The sequence below is a fragment of the Chitinophaga horti genome (assembly GCF_022867795.2).
GTDB classification, from domain to species: Bacteria; Bacteroidota; Bacteroidia; order Chitinophagales; family Chitinophagaceae; genus Chitinophaga; species Chitinophaga horti.
On the sequence record NZ_CP107006.1, the window covers coordinates 3458749 to 3476951 of the forward strand.

Annotated in this window: 12 protein-coding genes; 4 read left to right on the forward strand and 8 right to left on the reverse strand. The window is 50.2% G+C overall.

Going from position 1 to position 18203, the window contains the following annotated elements:
- The first annotated feature begins 83 nt into the window (after nt 1-83).
- Nucleotides 84-983 carry an AraC family transcriptional regulator gene (locus tag MKQ68_RS13890; RefSeq protein ID WP_264279658.1) on the forward strand — a complete coding sequence of 300 codons (900 nt, stop codon included), beginning with the start codon at nt 84-86 and terminating at the stop codon, nt 981-983.
- Nucleotides 984-986: 3 nt separating this feature from the next.
- On the opposite strand, the gene MKQ68_RS13895 is transcribed toward MKQ68_RS13890, so the two are convergent.
- From MKQ68_RS13895 to MKQ68_RS13930, 8 genes are all read right to left on the reverse strand, one after another.
- Nucleotides 987-2189, reverse strand: a complete 1203-nt coding sequence (locus tag MKQ68_RS13895; protein ID WP_264279659.1) for a DUF4998 domain-containing protein — start codon at nt 2187-2189, stop codon at nt 987-989.
- Nucleotides 2190-2210: 21 nt separating this feature from the next.
- The gene (locus MKQ68_RS13900) at nt 2211-3455 is read right to left on the reverse strand and encodes a DUF5000 domain-containing lipoprotein (RefSeq protein ID WP_264279660.1); all 1245 of its coding nucleotides are present in this window, start codon (nt 3453-3455) and stop codon (nt 2211-2213) included.
- Between the two features lie 16 nt (nt 3456-3471).
- The gene (locus MKQ68_RS13905) at nt 3472-5397 is read right to left on the reverse strand and encodes a RagB/SusD family nutrient uptake outer membrane protein (RefSeq protein ID WP_264279661.1); all 1926 of its coding nucleotides are present in this window, start codon (nt 5395-5397) and stop codon (nt 3472-3474) included.
- A gap of 11 nt (nt 5398-5408) precedes the next feature.
- Nucleotides 5409-8573, reverse strand: coding sequence for a SusC/RagA family TonB-linked outer membrane protein (locus tag MKQ68_RS13910; protein WP_264279662.1), 3165 nt, complete (start codon nt 8571-8573; stop codon nt 5409-5411).
- 298 nt (nt 8574-8871) lie between these two features.
- Complete coding sequence (locus MKQ68_RS13915) at nt 8872-9390, reverse strand: hypothetical protein (protein WP_264279663.1); 519 nt, start codon at nt 9388-9390, stop codon at nt 8872-8874.
- Between the two features lie 122 nt (nt 9391-9512).
- Nucleotides 9513-9788 carry a RagB/SusD family nutrient uptake outer membrane protein gene (locus MKQ68_RS13920; RefSeq protein WP_264279664.1) on the reverse strand — a complete coding sequence of 92 codons (276 nt, stop codon included), beginning with the start codon at nt 9786-9788 and terminating at the stop codon, nt 9513-9515.
- A complete protein-coding gene (locus MKQ68_RS13925) occupies nt 9776-11224 on the reverse strand; it encodes a RagB/SusD family nutrient uptake outer membrane protein (RefSeq protein ID WP_264279665.1) in 1449 nt (482 codons plus the stop codon). Before MKQ68_RS13925 ends, MKQ68_RS13920 begins: the two co-directional genes overlap by 13 nt.
- Nucleotides 11225-11241: 17 nt before the next feature.
- Nucleotides 11242-14508 carry a SusC/RagA family TonB-linked outer membrane protein gene (locus MKQ68_RS13930; protein WP_264279666.1) on the reverse strand — a complete coding sequence of 1089 codons (3267 nt, stop codon included), beginning with the start codon at nt 14506-14508 and terminating at the stop codon, nt 11242-11244.
- A 743-nt stretch (nt 14509-15251) separates the two neighbouring features.
- Here MKQ68_RS13930 and MKQ68_RS13935 point away from each other — a divergent pair.
- The 3 genes from MKQ68_RS13935 to MKQ68_RS13945 all read left to right on the forward strand — a co-directional run bounded on the left by MKQ68_RS13935 (nt 15252) and on the right by MKQ68_RS13945 (nt 18200).
- Nucleotides 15252-15581, forward strand: a complete 330-nt coding sequence (locus MKQ68_RS13935) for a hypothetical protein (RefSeq protein ID WP_264279667.1) — start codon at nt 15252-15254, stop codon at nt 15579-15581.
- 82 nt (nt 15582-15663) lie between these two features.
- On the forward strand, nt 15664-17808 hold the full coding sequence (locus MKQ68_RS13940; protein ID WP_264279668.1) for a TonB-dependent receptor: 2145 nt from the start codon (nt 15664-15666) through the stop codon (nt 17806-17808).
- Nucleotides 17805-18200: a DUF4625 domain-containing protein gene (locus tag MKQ68_RS13945; RefSeq protein ID WP_264279669.1), complete on the forward strand. Its 396-nt coding sequence runs from the start codon at nt 17805-17807 to the stop codon at nt 18198-18200. Before MKQ68_RS13940 ends, MKQ68_RS13945 begins: the two co-directional genes overlap by 4 nt.
- The last annotated feature ends 3 nt before the right edge of the window (nt 18201-18203 follow it).

The following is an 18203-nucleotide window of genomic DNA, read 5'->3' on the forward strand; positions in this document are numbered from 1 at the left end:
TCTGAATTGATGCGGCAAATGTACTTATTTCTCCAACACGGTAAAACTCACTATATTACTCCCAGCAACCAACCATTCAAAAGATGCTTCAGCAAAAACGGAGGGATGGCTTCGACGGACAGAAGCTCATCAGCCTGCCTCCTATCGTGTATAATAAGCTGCACCGGGGCGGACTCCCCGTAAGTCGCATTTTCATTAAACATATCGGGTACTTTCCTAAAGCGGCGCATCATTTCCGGGAAAGGAAAAAGGGCTGCGCCGATAATATCCTGATCTATTGCCTTCGTGGGAAAGGCTGGTATATGCTGGGCAATAAACTGCACCACGTAGGACCGAATCAGTTCATCCACATTCCTGCAACCAAACAATATTTACGTTATGGGGCGGATGACGAAGACCCATGGACGATCTACTGGGTGCATTACAGCGGCCCGGAAATGAAGGACTTTAACGTCACACTGCGCATCAGCGAAAAGGATGGTCCGCAGGATATTGTGTTTAATGAAAAGGCGATCAACATCTGGCAGGATATGTACCAAAGCCTGGAAATGGGTTACGGAACAGACAACCTGATGAATGCCAACCTGGCCTTACCACATTTCGTTTCCACTTTCTTATATCCTGAAAAACACAGTCCGGCGCCTGCCAATGATACGCCCGACCTGGTGACCGATACTGCTTTGTTCATGCGGGCCCATATCGCATCGAAACTGACCGTGGAGGACTTTGCTGCGCGCCGGCAGTTGTCGCCATCTTATTTTGCAGAAAAGTTTAAAAAAGCAACTGGCATGTCTGTCATAGATTACTTCATTCAATTGAAGATCCAGAAGGCATGCCAGTTGTTATATGATCCGTCGATGAAAATCAAAGACGTGTCGAATGCGGTAGGTTATGAAGATCCGTACTACTTCTCCAGGCTGTTTAAGAAACTGATGGAGATATCGCCGGAACAATACCGCACATTGCGGGGCAAACAGCGATAATCGCTATTTACGCCAGAACGTTAATTCACTCAGGTTGCTGTAAGCATTGTCGTTACTCGCTACTTTCACTACACGGATGCGGATGTAACGCACTGCTGGTAATCCTTCGTCAAATTCCACCTTGTAAGGTGCAATGCCATTATCCGGACGGGTTACTTCCTTGAGCAGCTTCCAGCCTTTGGCGATGGCTTCCGCCTTCCAGCCAGGGTTGTTGCCCGGCAGCGTCGTCACTGCGTTCGTGAGATTGTCGGTACCCCACACTTCAAACTGTACAGGGTTGTGATAACCATCTCGACCAGTGATTTCAAAAAGGGCCAGGCCTGGATAGACCCTGCCCATATCAAACGTGAAGTGGTGTGGAAGAGGTCTGTCGCCATTGCTGTGCCAGATGTTAGGATAACCCTGGGGGCCCACAGAGCCATCCCAAAGGTTATCCAGATCTGTATCGCCACCATACGGATTGGCGTCGTTCGGCAACCTCACAATGGAGAACAAGCTCTTATCCAGCGGCGCCAGAATGTTTGTTATCGAATCTTCTCCCTTCGCTACGCTGAAGGTATCGATGGCATTGGCCACCGGGATGTAAGAAGAGCGATAATACACCGGCGTACCGGACTTATAATCTTCAAGTACGATCGTATTTTCTTCTGCCTTAAGAACACTGTAATGTGTGGCATCATCATTACCCGTGTAACGGATACGGGTACCCGTGTTGATGGTGTCCGCGTCTTCAAAGAACAGGCGGATACCTTCCGGCACCAGCTCGTAAGGTTTGGCGGCAACGATGAAACGGTTCGTGAGGCTCGCGCGGTAGCTGTTACCAAACACCTTAATGTTGGCAGCACTCAGCGGAACAGAACGGTGTCCCTTGTCATCATAAGCATAAATCGTAAAAGAGTAAGTGTATTCGGTTAAGTTCGGTACCAGTACTTCAATTGTATCCGAAGTAGTATGTGCTCCACGGGACACCTCCACGGAGTCTTTACCATTATTCCAGAATACCCGGTACTTCATCACAGACGGGTCGGGACCGGGCTTCCATGACAGCTGTATCCGGTAGTTGCCGGGAGCCGCTGTGAGGCTGTTGGGCAAGCCCGGGTAAACGATTTCCTGGCCATCCAGGTAATCACGGTATTTGTCGGCGTCTTTATCGCAGGCACAAACGGCCAGCAGTAAAAGGAGCGCGCTTACTATTTTTAGTTTCATCTGTTAGCGTTTTTAGGATATCTATTTAGTATCACCCCAGAAAGACAATTCCATTACGTGCGCGAAGTCGGTATTACCCCACGAAGTTTTCACCGCCAGGCGAATGAAACGTACTTTCGGCGCCGTTAAAGGAATATTGAACTCGAAGCCTGCTTTTACCTGCTCCAGGTCGGCGCTCGTCGTTTGACCAGGCGCGTTACCGGAAATAGGCGGCGGGCAATCGAAGTTGCCAAGGTTTACCCAATCGCCTGCCACATCACCCGGATTGGAGGTCAGCGGCAGCGGTGCATCCTGCGGCGCAGCTACGTTAGAGCCCCAGAGCGTCCAGGTTTTAGGGTTACCGTGGCCGTACGAGTAGTCATTACCGTAAGCTTCTCCCCGCTCCCACAACTTGTAGCGGCTCAGCTTCACGGAAACACCCATATCGAACGTACAGATCTGCAACAACCTGCCTGCGCCGGATTGTGTATGCCATCCCGGATCGGTGGTGATGCCGTCCCAAAGACGAGCAGTGTTCCAGCCAAGGCTGGTAGCGCCCAGTGGTGCATCGGTAGGCAAGCGGTACTCGCTGAACCTGTTTTTAGGTACCAGGGTTTCGTAAATTGGCTTTAACGTGACAAACTGTGTGTCGGAGATGTTGCCCCAGCGATCGGTGATGTATACGCCGAACTTATGTTCTGCAGTATCGAATCCTCTTACACTGAAATTCACAAACTCTGCATCGGTGCGGTTTTGCTCGATCGGCTCCATACGGCCCGAGGTGCTGTCTTCCGCAATCACGATCACACCGATCATTTGTTTGGTGTGATTCGTAACCGTGATGTTAGCGCCACCAAAGTCTCGCTGGATCTGCACGGTAGCAAAAGCCTCGAGGTACGGCGGCTTCTCCGGCGATACTTTGATCGTTACCGGGTCAGACTTTACTTCTGCCCTGGTCACGGCCCAAAGGGTTACGTCGTAGTCGCCTTCTTTCTCAAATCCATCCACAGTAATGGTATCGGAATAGTAAGAAGATTTGGCGCGGCGCACTACTTTATCATTGATCTTATACTCCGCCATTACATACAACAGGTTGGATGCTTTAGGCAGTGTGTAAGTAATCACAGACCCGCCGGCGAAGTTAGCTGTGCGCACATTCGTCACCGGGCCGGGCTGGGTGCGGTTCGTATCCGCTATGTCGTTATAACTCTCCTTCTCCCCGCACGCGGCCAGCAGCAGCGGCAGAAAAGCCAGGATCGCCAGTAATCTGTATTTGAAGATCTGCATAGTCTAATCTTAAAAATTACCAATAAGGGTTTTGGATCAGGTTAGGGTTTACTACCAGCTCGTCGTACTTAATCGGCCAGAGGTAATCTTTCAACCCAAATACCGGCACCACTAATGTTCTTGGACGATAATACGCCTGTGGGTCGGCCTGGTAAATATCCCATCCCTGGATAGGATTGGCCAGAACCTGTTGCATCACTTTCCAGCGACGCAAGTCCCAACCTACGCGACCTTCAAAGGCCAGTTCTATCCTGCGCTCCTGCTGGATGATCTGGCGCAAGCCATCTTTCGTATTGGCTTTGCCAGGGTTGCTGGAGTGCGTTGTCCATGATTGCACGACGCCTTGCAGTCCGGCACGTTCGCGTACCAGGTCGATATATTTATAAGCCTCGGCAGACGGTCCGTTTACTTCGTTCAATGCTTCTGCATACAGCAGGTAAAGGCCTGCAAGGCGAATCATCGGAATACGTACAGGCACAGTAATAACCTGTTCACCGAAAACGCTCTGGTAGTTCACCAGCTTCTGCGGCCAGTAGCCTGTAACATTCACACGGATCTTATCCTTCGGACCAGCTGTAGAACTGGGACCGCGGGCATTTACGTAAGCCATTGCTTCCACATTCTCCGTGTAAGCATTACCGAAGTAATTGCTGCCATCGAAGGAGAGGGATGAATAGAAACGCGGTTCGCGGCCGAAGTGTAATTTGGCGGTCTGATAGCCTTCGTGCATATAATATTTATCGGCAGCGGTAACCGTTTCTACACTGTAGCGGTTACGGAAGTCGAAGCTGCGGTCCTCATTCAGCGGAACACCATTCTTGGAATAAAACAGTTCGGCCATGAACAGCGGCACGGCAAAGTTGCCAGGCGCGCCACCCAAGTTGGCCACCATTTTATCGTCCACACGCGGCATACACATGCCCTGCAGGTTAAATACCGGGTTCAGCGCCCAGATCATTTCCGGGTTCTGCTCCCACTTCTCACCGATCGCGTGGCGCAGGTCCATTACGGCTTTCAGTGGAGCAGGCAGCGCAGGCAGGTTACCTGGTGCGATGAACTTATACAGTTTTAAACCCGCCATTTCGCTGGCCTCCACGGCTGCACGACAGGCGTTTAAAGCGGTATCCCATTTAGCGGCAACATATGTTTGCGGGAACAACGGGGCTTCGCCAGGATAAGCAAATCCTGCATAATCCACGTTACCGTTAAAAAACGGGCTTGCCTGCGTCATCAACACTTCTGCTTTTACTGATAAGGCGATCAGTTGGGTGATACGTCCCAGGCTTTGCGCGGGGTCCTGTATTACGAACGGCAGGTCCGGCGCAGCTTCGTCGAGCAGTTGCTTCACGTAGCTGAACACAGTGTCAACCGGTTCGCGCTTCAACCTTACTTCACCTGCGCCTGCCGTGATAGGCAGGTTTACACGCACTACGGGAATTGGTCCGTACATGCGCAGCAAATGAAAATGGTAATACGCTTTCAGGAATTTCACCTCGGCTATCCAGCGACGTTTTTCCGAGCTGTTCAGGTCCTTCGGTTTGTCGATGTTCTCCAGGAACAGGTTACAGCGCCTGATGGCCCTGTACAATGGCTGTCCCAGCGACTCTCCGTTCCAGTAGTTCATTACCGGCTGGTCAGATGTTTGCCTGCCTTGTATGAGGTGGAAACCTGCTTCTGCGGCATCGCTGCCGAGTGTTGGCTCCTGCAGGTCAGAAGGGAAAAATATTTCTCCCGAAGTAGTAAATGCAGGATCGGCGATTTTGTTACTCATGCTTTGCAGCGTGGAGTAGCAGGTGAATAAGTAGTTCTCCGCCTCGTTGCGGTTGCGGAAGGCGTAGTCGATGGTCGCAACGTTATCCGGCGTTACGTCCAGGTAATCCTTGCAGGAACTGCCGGCTACCACCATCAGCACATATATCAATAGTTGTCTCGAAAATTTCATACCACTTGGTTTTACAGGTTAACATTAAGACCCACGTTAAACACTTTCTGTAAAGGATAGCTGAACGCGTTGGACGACAGTTCAGGATCCCAGTCCTTAAAGCGACTAAAGGTGAGCAGGTTAAGCCCGTTAAAGTAAATCCGACAATTGGTGAGATAAGCCTTCTTCGCCAGCCTGTCAGGCAGTGTATAACCTACCTCCAGCGACTTCAGGCGCAGGAAAGCACCGTTACGCATCCACCAGGAGCTGGTTTGCAGGTTGTTGGCGATGTACTTGGTTTGAGTACCCAGGCGTGGATATTTCGCGTACAGGTCCTGGTTTTCTTCTGACCAGTGGCTGTCGGCAAACACCTGTAATACCTGCCTGTTGTTGATGAAAGGACTTACCGCAGTTGGGTCGATAAAGAACGAGGTACGTGCGGCACCTTGCAGGAAGCCGCTTACGTCGAAACCTTTGTAACCCATGGAAATACCGGCACCATAAACAATTTCAGGCACGCTCGGCAAACCGAGGAACACCTGGTCGGCTTCAGATATTTTGCCATCACCGTTCATGTCGCGATATTTGATATCGCCGCCGCGTGGCGCGCTGTTACCGGCACCGAATTGCTGGGTGGGCGAAGCAGCAGCTTCCTTATCGTCAACGAATAAACGTTCGGCGATATAACCCCAGCGTACGTTGATTTTCTGACCGTTCAGCAGGCGCCATGGCTCTTCGTAAGCAGGCTGCTCGTAGTAACCGTACTTATTCTGTGAAAAGGTGAAGTTAGCACGACCGCTCATCCAGAAACCGTTCGTGAAGTTTTTGCTATAGTCGGCAGAAAGATCGATACCACGACTGTCAGTCGTACCCAGGTTCGCACTCACGGGCGCCTCCAGGCCGGTAGAGCCGGGAATGGACGCGCGGCCCATCAGGATGTTATACCGATGCTGCTTGTACACCTCAGCGATCACGTTCAGACTATTGAATACCGTAAACTCCAAACCTAAGTTGGTCTGGCGCGATGTTTCCCAGGTTACGTCTTCGTTCGGATAGTTGTTGATGCTCACACCTGGCCTTACCATAGCGTTATCCTGGCCAAAGTAAGCGGAGTTACCACCATTCAGGTTTACATCGGAAAGGTAGAAGAAACGTTGCGCACCGATAGCGTCGTTACCAACGAGACCATGGCTCGCACGGACTTTCAATTTGTTCACCACTTTGGCTAAGTTATCCTGCCAGAAAGGTTCTCTCGAAATGATCCAGGAACCACCGATGGTCGGGAAGAAACCGTAGCGGTTTTTTTCTGCGAACCTTTCTGAACCGTTGTAACCAAAGTTGAACTCTACAAAGTAGCGGCTGGCGTAGTTATACGAAGCGCGGCCCGACAAGCCCAGGTTACGGTAAGGCAGCGATAATTGCAGGCTGGCGTTACCATTCGCATCTACCGCGTTGGCGTACAAACGTTCCTGGCGACTGCCAATGAGCGCTGCGGCTATGTTATGGTTCTTACCGAACTGGCGGCTGTAATCAATAATACCCTGGAAGTAAGCAAACGTGTTGATGTCTTTAAACTGCTCGTTCGCATTAAAACTCAGGTACTCCGTCGCCTGTCCCGGCAAGCTGTTGATCCAGTACAGCGAGTACTTATCTGCCAGGCGGTCGTACGACGAAACCTGGTAGTAAAACGGATTGTACTTGCGGCTCAGGTCAAAGTAAGAATAGCGGTTCGTGTTGAAGATGCCTTTAAAGTTCAGGCCTTCTGTGATGAAGTTTAGTTTCTGGTTCAGCTCCAGCTGTGCGCTCATGCGGGAACGGGAGAACGACTTAAAGCCGCGCATCATTTCTGCATAAGGATTTATGAAACCAGGTGTGTTAGAGTTGGAACCTTCGGCCGTGGCGTTTCCGAACAGGATGTGGGTATTAATCCCCATCGACGGATCGGCCGGATAAAAGGCAGGGAACCTTACCGGGCTGGTATGCAGCGCCCAATAGTACAGGTCTGAGGAGAACGAGCCATCTTGTGTAATGGGACCATTGTACTCGTCGAATGTACCGGACAAACGCAGGATTGCTTCGGTAGTGGGTGTGATATTGATGTTCACGTTAGAGCGCAGCTGGTAGTTTTGCAACTTAACGTTGTTATTGAAGTCGTTCATCGGGCTTACTTTGAGGATACCGTTGTCCACGTTGTAAGAACCACCGATGTAGTAGCGCGCTACTTTACCCCCACCGCTAACACTCGCATTGGCGCGCTGGTTATTGGTCTGGTCTTTAAACATCACATCCAGCCAATCCACTGCGGGGTACACATATGGATTGCTGCCGGGCGCATTGTTCATCGTTTGCTGCGTGAAGAAAATCTTGTTGGCACTGAAAAGTGTAGCACCGGTTACCTCACGGGTAGCGATCGCCTCGTTGTACAGTTCCATGTAACGAACGGGGTTGGCGATCTTAATATTCTGTGTTGGTTTAGAGATAGAGTTTTCTAACCTGATGTTGATGCGTGCTTTACCTTCGGCGCCTTCTTTCGTCGTAACGAGGATAACACCGTTCGCACCGCGGGCACCGTACAATGCCGTGGCACTCGCATCTTTCAGGATAGAGAAAGTAGCGATATCGTCCACCTGTAAACGGGCGAGGTCGTTGGAGGTAAGCTCCACGTTATCTACCAGGATGAGCGGGTCCTGCTTGTAACCGAACGTGGTAACGCCCCTTACGAAGAAGGTGGAGTTATCGAGCCCGGGCTGGCCGCTACGTTGATAGGCTACCACACCGGCGATTTGTCCGGCGAGGGCATTGGTCAGGTTACTGGAAGGGATCTTTAATTTGCCGGGGCTGATCGTGGCCACAGAGCCAACCACAGCCTCGCGGCGTTCTTTTTTACCAAATGCAGTTACCACCACTTCAGAAATCTGTCCTTCATTAGGACGTAGTACAACAGATACCTGCCTGTTAGAAGGGTCGGCCACAAAACGCCCTTCTGCAAAACCAATTGAAGATAACGCGATCACATCGCCTGCGGTTACTTCGAGCACGAATTTACCATCAGAATCGGTAGCTGTGCCTACACTGCGATCTTTGGCAATGTACACACTCACCCCCGGGATACCGGTTCCTGTGGTGTCTTTTACAACGCCTGCCACGCGAAACTTCGATGGCGACTGCGCTTGTAAGGAATGACTGAAAAAAAGCATAAGAGCCATAACAGCACGGGGCCCAGGGATAGCGGGCCGGCATGGTGGAATAGGCGTCTGGCCCAGTTGGTAGTGGGACGATCCATAGCTGAAACTTTGGTTGAAACTGATTTACAATATTTCCCTGTAACCCGGGATTTCTCTATATAGCCTGACAACATAAAAGTACGCCGGGGGGTAAACGGCCGCAATGCCTAATCCATCGATTTTGATGGATTATTCACGGTTAGGGAGCAAATAAAAAAGGGCTGTGCACGCATTGTGCACAGCCCTTAGGCCCAATAATGGTAACAAAGAATTACTTAAAGCGAATATTGTATGTGGTTCCGATACCTACCGCCTGGATATTGCTGCCATGTTCCGCGCTTCTGTAAACGCCGTTATAGAAGGCAAAGAAGTTCCAGTTGTAGTTGTGATAACCCAATTGGGGTTTAACAAAGAAACCGCCTGTATTTTCAACGGGGCCGGTAACAAGGCTATAGCCAATATCCGTACCTACGAAGAAGCCGCTTGCCTTAGGGTACCAGCGGGCAAAACCACCCAATGGAACGGTGCCGAAGTGATCATGATCATCTTTCGGGAAGAAGTGGTTATATCCTGCGGTGAGACCTATGCCCCAGTGTGGTGTTGTCATCAGCTGGCCCTTCAGCTCTCCTCCCAGGGTAAATGCGCTTACCGGCGCCACCTCTCCAATGGGAACGCCTGCGCTGATCCCTGCTTTAAGCCATGAGTTTTTTGCGGTAATTTCTGTTGCTTCCTGGGCTGATAAACGGCCCGCTGCCAATACTAATGTTAATGCAATGATGATCTTTTTCATAAAGATTGCTTTGGTTACAACATCACATTTACAAACAGCGTACCAACCGTGCCGGCTCTGCCATAAAAAAGCGCACCGCAGCTTTCGCCACGGTGCGCTGGTGCTGCTTTTAGTGCGCTCGTCTAGTTTTGCGTCAGTACACCCTGACTACGGTCGATCTGCTGTTGCGGGATCGGGTAAATGGCATCGCTGGCATCAAAAGTGAGGCCTGCAAAGGACGAAAGTATACCGCCTTCGAAGGCTGAATAGCTTTCCAACACTGTTTTAGCGGTACCCCACCGTACGAGGTCATAGAAACGATGGCCCTCCAATGCCAGCTCCAGCCGCCGCTCGAACATCAGGGCGTTCCTGGCATAGGCTACGTTGGCGAAGGCAGGATATTGATTTACGCGGTACACAGCGGCTGCTCCCCGTCTATCTGTTTAGCCGGCAGCAACGCCGCGCGTGCGCGGATAAGATTGATCAGCCTTAGGGCTTCGGCCAGGTTCACCGCCGGACCGTCTATATGACACTCTGCGGCCATCAGGTATACGTCGGCCAGGCGAATGATGTTTACGTTCAGCCCGGTGATTTGCAGTGCGCCTTTCACGGCTTGCCCTCCGAACTGCTCTTTTTCGATCATGTGTTTCATGCCTACAAACGGACCAGCGTATGCCGGGTCACGAATCCAGGCGTCGCCTTCCATCAGTCCCCAATCACGATAAGGTACGCCCCTGCGGCCTACGGTGTAATCGAGGCGGGGGTCTACCACTACGGTTTGATCAGGTTTGAAGTTTGTTTTAGCTGCACCGGTCAAACCGTAATCGGATTTGATCGGGTTAGCGCGGTAGGTGTTGTCGAGATAAGGCAAACCTGCAGCAGTTGTTTTAAAGGCATTTACCAGGTCGAACGTGGGCTGAAAGAAGCCGCAGCAGTTCACCGGTGCATTACCGTAAAAGCCTCCTAACATGTCGCCTATGTTGGCGTTATCGCCGCTACCATCGGGGTTTACTGCGTGCTGTGCAGCAAAAATGGATTCCGGGCCGTTCTCTTTGGTTACATCGAAGTTATCGGTGAAAGGCACTTGCGTGATCACCGGTTTGGCTGCTATCACAGTATTAAACAGTGGCAGGGCTTCCGCATATTTCTTTTGATAGAGATATACTTTGCCGAGATATGCCTGTGCTGCGAGTTTATCAACACGCCCTACTTCATTTTTAGGCTTGGCGTTGGTAAGATTGGCGATCGCAAACTGCAGGTCAGCTTCGATCTTTGGATATACTTCTGCATCGTTTTTTACCTGGGCTGCCTGTTCGGTAGTCATGGTTTCGTCGATGTAAGGCAGTTTTACGAACACCCTGCGCAGGAAAAAGTAGTAGTGCGCGCGGAGTAAACGTGCTTCTGCCTGTACTTCGAGTGCACGCGCGTCGCTGAATTTCGGACCGCTGCCCTGCTGCACCACGGCGATCGTACGCAGTACGTTATTACAACGGGCGATGCCTTCGAAATAACGGTTCCACATTACCTCGAGGTTGTCGTTGGTACTGGTTACCTGGTATAGTTCGATCTGGTTCATATTAGGCTGGTCACCATTGTTACTGCCTTTATGGGCATTATCGGCCGCTACCTCGCCTATCAGCCACTGGCTGGGTGCGGATGCGTAGTTGCCCCAGGTGCCGCTTACGTTGCCGTTTAACAGGCCATATGCACCAATCAGTAAACCTTCTACTCCCTCCGGAGTAGCCAGTTGTGAGCCCACCAGTTCTCCCTGCGGCGTAAGCTTCAGGAAGTCGCCGCTACAACCAGACATGACGGCCACCAGTAAAACGTAGATTGAATATTTTATCTTTTTCATGATTTGAAGCTTTTGAGTTAGAAACCTGCTGTTACGCCTAAAATGTACTGCCTGCCCACCGGATAAATACCGAAGTCAACGCCCAGTGCCGAGAAGGTACTGTTGGTTTGGCTTACTTCCGGGTCCAGACCGGTGTATTTGGTCAGCGTAAAGAGGTTGGTACCACCCGCATATACACGCAGGTTTTTCACTTTACCCCCCAGGGCTTTTTCCATTGGGATGGTATAACCGATCTGCAGGTTCTTCATCCTGAAATAGCTGCCATCCTGCACATAGTAGCTGGAAGAAGCATATTCGAAGTCAGAGGCGCCCCTGTAAGGAGAAGGAATTTTGCTGCTCGTATTGGTCGGGCTCCACGCACCGAGCATCCGGGTGCTGGCAGAGCCGTCGAAGGTGGTAAAGTCTGTGAAATAACGTGTAGCCTCATACAGGTCGTTACCCTGCGAGCCGTTGAAGAACGCCGCCAGGTCGAAATTGCGGTATTTCAGGTTTAAGCTGAAAGAATACAGGAAGTCCGGATGCGGGTTACCAATGATGGTACGGTCGTTCGGATCGATCTTACCATCGGGTTTACCCTCAGGACCAGAAATATCCTGGTATTTCAAACCGCCTACCCTTGCACGGTCGTAAGACGGACCAGCCGTTACTTCCTGTGCGTTCTGGTAAATGCCGGCAACTTTGTAACCGTAGAAAGAACCGAATGGCGCGCCGGCTTTCAGTACGCTGGTGCTAAGGCTCCTGAACGCACCGTATAATTGCTGGCTGACAGAAGGCGCCAGCGCTACTATTTCGTTCACGTTGCGGGAGAAGTTCACACCGAAGTCGAGACTGAAGTCGCGCTTGGCAGTGTAATGATAATTGAGGCTGATCTCGATACCATCGTTTTGCATATCGCCGATGTTTACGAACGGCGTTGATCCTTCACCACTAGCCATAGATGGCAGCGGCAGGTTGTACAACATGTCTTTCGTTTTACGGGTATACCAATCAAACGATCCATCCAGTACGCCAGACATGAGTGAGAAGTCTAAGCCCACGTTGAGAGACCGCAGCTCTTCCCATTTAATGCCTGGATTAGCATAGGCATTTTGCCAAACACCGGTTTGTACACCGCTGCCTGTAATTGGATAAGCAGCGTTGCCCAATGCGCTTTCAAAACGTGCCAGGTATTGGAAGCCCGGAATACGCTGGTTACCGGTAACACCATAACCTGCACGTACCTTCAGGTCTTCAAGCCAACTTACGTCCTGCATGAAAGCCTCTTCCGATAAACGCCAGGCCACACTACCTGCGGGGAAGGTACCGTATTTGTTATCCGGGCCAAAGTTAGAAGAACCGTCGCGGCGTACAGTGGCACTCAACAGGTATTTGTCGGCAAAGGCATAGTCGGCCCGTCCGAAAATAGAGAAGAGCGAGTTGATACCGCCGGTGCTGTTGTTATTGATATTCGCAGAGCCCCGTGACAGGTAGTAATAATCGAGGTTACCCAGGAGGAAAAACTCGTTCCTGCCGCCCGTGAGCGAGCGGCCACGGTATTTATAGGCTTCTATGCCACCTAATACGGTGAGTACATGTTTACCCGCAGTCAATTTGTAGGTAAGCGTGTTGGTCCACGTCCAGTCCTTATTATAGCCGGAGTTTTCGCTCAGACTGTTCGCGTTGCTACCTTCAGAGAACTCCAGGTTAGGATAACCGATGGTCATACCGGAGTAGTTCTCGTAACGAACACCAAAGCTGGTTTTAGCCGTCAGACCTTTAATGATGTCTACTTCGCCGAATACGTTACCGAAGAAGAAGTTACGTTTCTGCACGTTGTCCTTTGCGCGATACAACATCGCTAACGGGTTTTGCGCGTTCCCCAGCTTGTCGCCGCGGCTGCCTGCAAAGTTACCATTGATGTCGTAAACAGGAATGATCGTAGGAATACGGTAAGCAAAACCCAACGCACTACCTTCTCCCTGGTAATCGCCGGAAACGTTCGGGTTCACACCAACACCGAAGAACTCTTCGTAGCTGTATTGCATGTTTTCGCCGAAGCGTACCCTATCGTCGAAGATTTTGAACGTAGTGTTGGAACGAACGTTATAACGCTCGTAACCGGTGTGGCGTACAATACCTTCCTGGCCCATATAACCGCCGGAGATTGCGTAGGTAGCATTTTCACCACCACCATTTACGTTCAGCTGATAATTCTGAATCGGCGCATCGCGCGTGATTTCGCGGAACCAGTCAGTACCTTGTTTGTTGGCGCGGGTTATCTGATAGAAAGTACCTCCATCGCGGCTATAGTTATATTTGGTAGGATCTGCATCCGCAGCAGTTACGTTCTGACCGGTAGCTTTACCCGCTACCAGGTAGTCGGGCAGTACGGGCGTGGTGCCGGTGCCGTAGTTGCTGCCTGTAGTTTCAGCAGTGCCGGGCGTAATACCTGCATTCTTAAAAGACTGGAAGAGGTAGTCAGCATACTGCGTAGGATTCATCATTTCAGGGAATGAGTTGCGCTGTGGTACCTGTACGCCGTAGTAAGCGTCGAGGGTAACGCGGGGCGGGCCCTGGATACCTTTTTTAGTGGTGATGATCACTACGCCGTTGTTAGCGCGGGCACCGTAAATAGAGGCGGCAGAAGCATCTTTCAACACCTGCAGGCTCTCGATATCGCCGGAGCTTAACCAGCTCAATTTACCCTCGTACGGAACACCGTCTACCACATACAGCGGATCGTTGTTGTTAATGGTACTAAAACCCCTGATCCTGATCTGTGGTGTAGCACCGGGAGCGCCATCGCTGATGATCTGTACACCCGTAGCTTTACCTTGCAAGGCCTCTACAGGGCTGGCAGCCGGTTGTTGTTTCATCTGTTTAACATTCACCACCGCAACGGAACCGGTAAGGTCTTTCACCCTTTGGGAAGAGTAACCCGTTACCACTACTTCGTTCAGCTGACTGTTAGAAGAGGCAAGTGTTTGGTCGTACGTAGATACGCCCGCTTCTACCGTAAATGTTTTTTGTGTAAAACCAACGGAGCTTAATACGATAACGTCGCCCGGTTTGGCATTGAGTTTAAAGTTGCCATCACCATCGGTCATAGCGCCTTTAGTTGTGCCTTTGATCTGAACCGCAACACCAGGGATAGGCGTTTTATCTTCCTCATTAATGATGCGGCCTTTAATGCTTACTTCCTGGTAAATGCCCGCCTGTGCCGATAGCACGAGGAAGAATGCCAGGGTAAAGACAAGGGATACCCGTATTGCTTCGGGTAAAGCAAATTTTGTTCGTTTTTTCATCTTTGCAGAATTAAATTTTCAACAATGCTTTATATGCGCGCGCGAGAGCGCCACACATACATTTTCTGCGGGTTTAAGTGTTAAGAATTAAAATCTACATGACGCATTTAACATGACGTGTAATTAATAAACAAGCAGCCAACGATGATAGATAAAAGCTGCAGGATGGATGCGCATGTAATTCTGTTAGTGTTGTTTGCGGTGCTACCGCCTTCGATTTAGCGTCGATTTTTTTCTGATCATAAACAAGTTTAAACGTGGTAAAAAATCACCCCTGCCCGGACAGTAAACCGGTCATGAGGCATGAAAAGCCTTTGAAATAAGATAGAGGCAGTATGGCGCGAAAAATGGTCTGTTTGGGCGTTCAACGGATACCCCGCAAGAAAAAATGCTCTTTACGATTAGATTCTGGTCCTGAAAAAAACATCTTCTAATGGGGGATCTAAGTAGTTGTTTTTAGTTTTAAATAATCATAACGTGTTGTCAAATTCTCATAAACGTACTTTAAAATGGCTGGTAATAAAACTACGCTTTCTTTATAGAAAATCCAAATGCTAATTTTCCCCAAATGAAGATTTGCCGGGCTTTGCGCAAAAGCTGCCCAAAGTGGTGCCGCACATATCGTATAACGATGTACAGCCCTCTTTCGTCATCGGTCATGAAATGAGGCTTACACTCGGCCCATATTTTTTTCCCACCTCCCATAGGAAGTATGAAATAAATAATGCAACTTTGCTTCAATTATGAGAAAGACGATCAATAACCGAAAACTATACAGCATGGTGGGAGCCTTGCTGTTGTTGGCGTTATTGTTCTCCTCCAACATCATACAGGTACTGCATACACATCACCCGGAAACAACAACAGTGGCCGATGCTGACGAAGATTGCGAAGTGTGTGCGTATTGTAACAATCATGCAGGTAAAGAACTGCTGTTAACCCATCCACCAATATTAGATACGCCACTACCCGCGGCTATCGTATTGAACGGAAAAACCTATGCAAGGATTTACAAGTTTACCCTACAGGGCTTCAGTAATAAAGGTCCGCCCTCCTGCCCCACACTGGCTTAGTACAGCCGACTTTCAATGATATTTTGTAAACACGAGGAGCAACGTATGCTTCCTGCAATGCACTGATGTGCCTTAACCCGTAATGAGGAAACTATTTTTCCTGTGCCTCGGCATCTGGCCGTGCACGCTCGTTTTCGCACAAACGAAAGACACTCTTTTACTAAATGGCGTGGAGGTAAAAGACAACCGCCCCGAACAACGTAAGCGGGAAACTGCCTTCTCTACGGAAACGGTGGGTAGCGAGTATATATCGCGCCACCTGGGCGGCAGTCTTATGCAAACACTCGATCGACTGCCTGGCGTAAAAACGATCGGCATCGGCTCGGGACAGTCGAAGCCGCTGGTACGTGGCCTGGGCTTTAACCGGGTAGTGGTGACGGATAAAGGCATGAAACATGAAGGGCAGCAATGGGGTGCGGACCACGGGCTTGAGCTGGACCAGTTTGCAGCAGGCGAAGTTACACTCGTAAAGGGCGCCGCATCTTTCGTATATGGGTCGGATGCGATTGCAGGCGCCATCGATGTAAAGCCCGGCACGCCGCCCGCACCAGGCAGCTCCGGCGGATCGGTAACGCTGGTCGGCAAAACGAACAACCAGTTGTACGGCGGCTCGGCCAACCTGTATCATCGGCGTAACAAATGGTTTGCCGACGGCAGATTTACCTGGCAAAGTTATGCGGACTATAAAGTACCAGCGGACACGATTTACATCTATGACTTCGCGGCCAGTCTGCACGACAACCGCCTGCGCAACACCGCGGGTAAAGAGCTGGCAGCACACTTCCAGACGGGTTACCTGGGCAACAAATTCAGATCGGTGTTGTATGTGAGCAACGTGTTCAGTCGCAGCGGCTTCTTCGCTAATGCGCACGGGCTGGAGCCCCGTAAGGTAAACAACGAACTGCACGATGCATCTGTAAGAGATATACAACTGCCACGCCAACAGGTAAACCACTTCAAGCTGGTGCATCGTAACAGTTACCGCAATGGCGGGCATCTCTGGGAACTCGATCTCGCCTATCAACATAACCTGCGTAAGGAACACAGCCAGTATGTAAACCATGGCTATATGCCGGCCAACTATCCGGAGGATATGCGCATCCCCTCTGACCTGGAACGGCAGTTTGATAAGCAAGTATTTTCTATCAATGCAAAAGACAACTTTCAGCTTGGTAAACATATGCTGGTGGCAGGTTTCAATCTGGAAAGACAACAGAATGACATTAACGGGTGGAGTTTTCTTACACCCGGATTTACTCAACATACGGCCGGGGCGTTCGTATATGATAAGCTGCAACTGAGCGACGCCTGGCTGTTACACGGCGCGTTACGGTACGATTATGGCCACATACAATCCCGTCAATACACAGATTGGTTTTACTCGGGCCCCGAAAAGTTAGTAAGGGCGGATGCGATGACCCGTACTTTTAACAGCTTCGTATGGTCGCTCGGGTTGAATTATAACAAGGAACACTTCTTCCTCAAATCCAATATCGGCAAAAGCTTCCGTATGCCTGTTGCGAAGGAGCTGGCGGCCAATGGCGTAAACTACCACTACTTCAGTTATGAACGAGGCAATGCTTCCTTATCCCCCGAAACCTCTTACCAGTTTGACGTGGCCATTGGTTATGAAGATGATAGATGGAACGTGCAGTTGAGCCCTTTTTACAACTACTTCCCCAATTATATTTACCTGAACCCGACCGCGGAGCACGACTATTATTATGGTGCAGGCAACCAGGTATTCCAATACGCACAAAGCCGCGTGATGCGGTATGGTGCCGAGCTGCAGGCGAAGTACCAGTTTACGTCAACGATCAGCACCGAAGTAGCCGGCGAATACCTGTATGCAGAACAGTTATCGGGTGATAAAGAAGGATATACCCTGCCCTTCTCGCCGCCACCTTCGGCTTACATCAACCTCACCTATACCCCTAAGATCTTGAAGAACACCTACCTCTCCGCCGACTACCAGTTTACCGGCGCGCAGAACAACATTGTGCCACCGGAACGAAAAACACCGGGGTACAGGCTGCTGAACATCCAGGCCGGCACATCAGTGATGACAGCAAAACAGGCTATCGCTTTTAGTTTACAGGTACAAAACGTGTTCAATACCCGTTACCTCGACCATACCAGTTTTTACCGGCTTATCGGCTTACCGGAAGCTGGTCGTAACATCATTCTCACCGTTAAAATTCCTTTTTCATGCAATACAGCTATATGAGACTACTGACCGGATTATTATGCATCGCCGCATTATGGACGGGTTGTAAAAAAGATGATGCAGCGCCTGCACAACCGGTGGCTACGAACGTAGAAATAGGGACAGGAAACGAAGCGAAAGGTTATATCGGCCAGGACTTTCATTTTAATGCAGATGTAAAAGCGGCTACTAAGATTGATACGGTGGCCGTGGAGATCAGGCAGCGGAATGGCAACTGGCATATGCGTATAGCCTGGGGCGAGTTTAAGGGATTGAAGAATACTAACGTACATAAACACTTTTATATTCCGACCGATGCGCCGGCAGGGAGTGCAGACTTCCTGTTTACGGTAACTGATCAGGATGGATCAAAACTCAGCACACAAACAGCGTTTACGATACTGGAAAAATAACAT

Excerpts from the sequence above, each read along its gene's own strand:
- MKQ68_RS13890 (WP_264279658.1), top strand. The coding sequence starts at position 84 with ATGCTTCAGCAAAAACGGAGGGATGGCTTCGACGGACAGAAGCTCATC.
- MKQ68_RS13895 (WP_264279659.1), bottom strand. The coding sequence starts at position 2,189 with ATGAAACTAAAAATAGTAAGCGCGCTCCTTTTACTGCTGGCCGTTTGT.
- MKQ68_RS13900 (WP_264279660.1), bottom strand. The coding sequence starts at position 3,455 with ATGCAGATCTTCAAATACAGATTACTGGCGATCCTGGCTTTTCTGCCG.
- MKQ68_RS13905 (WP_264279661.1), bottom strand. The coding sequence starts at position 5,397 with ATGAAATTTTCGAGACAACTATTGATATATGTGCTGATGGTGGTAGCC.
- MKQ68_RS13910 (WP_264279662.1), bottom strand. The coding sequence starts at position 8,573 with ATGCTTTTTTTCAGTCATTCCTTACAAGCGCAGTCGCCATCGAAGTTT.
- MKQ68_RS13915 (WP_264279663.1), bottom strand. The coding sequence starts at position 9,390 with ATGAAAAAGATCATCATTGCATTAACATTAGTATTGGCAGCGGGCCGT.
- MKQ68_RS13925 (WP_264279665.1), bottom strand. The coding sequence starts at position 11,224 with ATGAAAAAGATAAAATATTCAATCTACGTTTTACTGGTGGCCGTCATG.
- MKQ68_RS13930 (WP_264279666.1), bottom strand. The coding sequence starts at position 14,508 with ATGAAAAAACGAACAAAATTTGCTTTACCCGAAGCAATACGGGTATCC.
- MKQ68_RS13935 (WP_264279667.1), top strand. The coding sequence starts at position 15,252 with ATGAGAAAGACGATCAATAACCGAAAACTATACAGCATGGTGGGAGCC.
- MKQ68_RS13940 (WP_264279668.1), top strand. The coding sequence starts at position 15,664 with ATGAGGAAACTATTTTTCCTGTGCCTCGGCATCTGGCCGTGCACGCTC.
- MKQ68_RS13945 (WP_264279669.1), top strand. The coding sequence starts at position 17,805 with ATGAGACTACTGACCGGATTATTATGCATCGCCGCATTATGGACGGGT.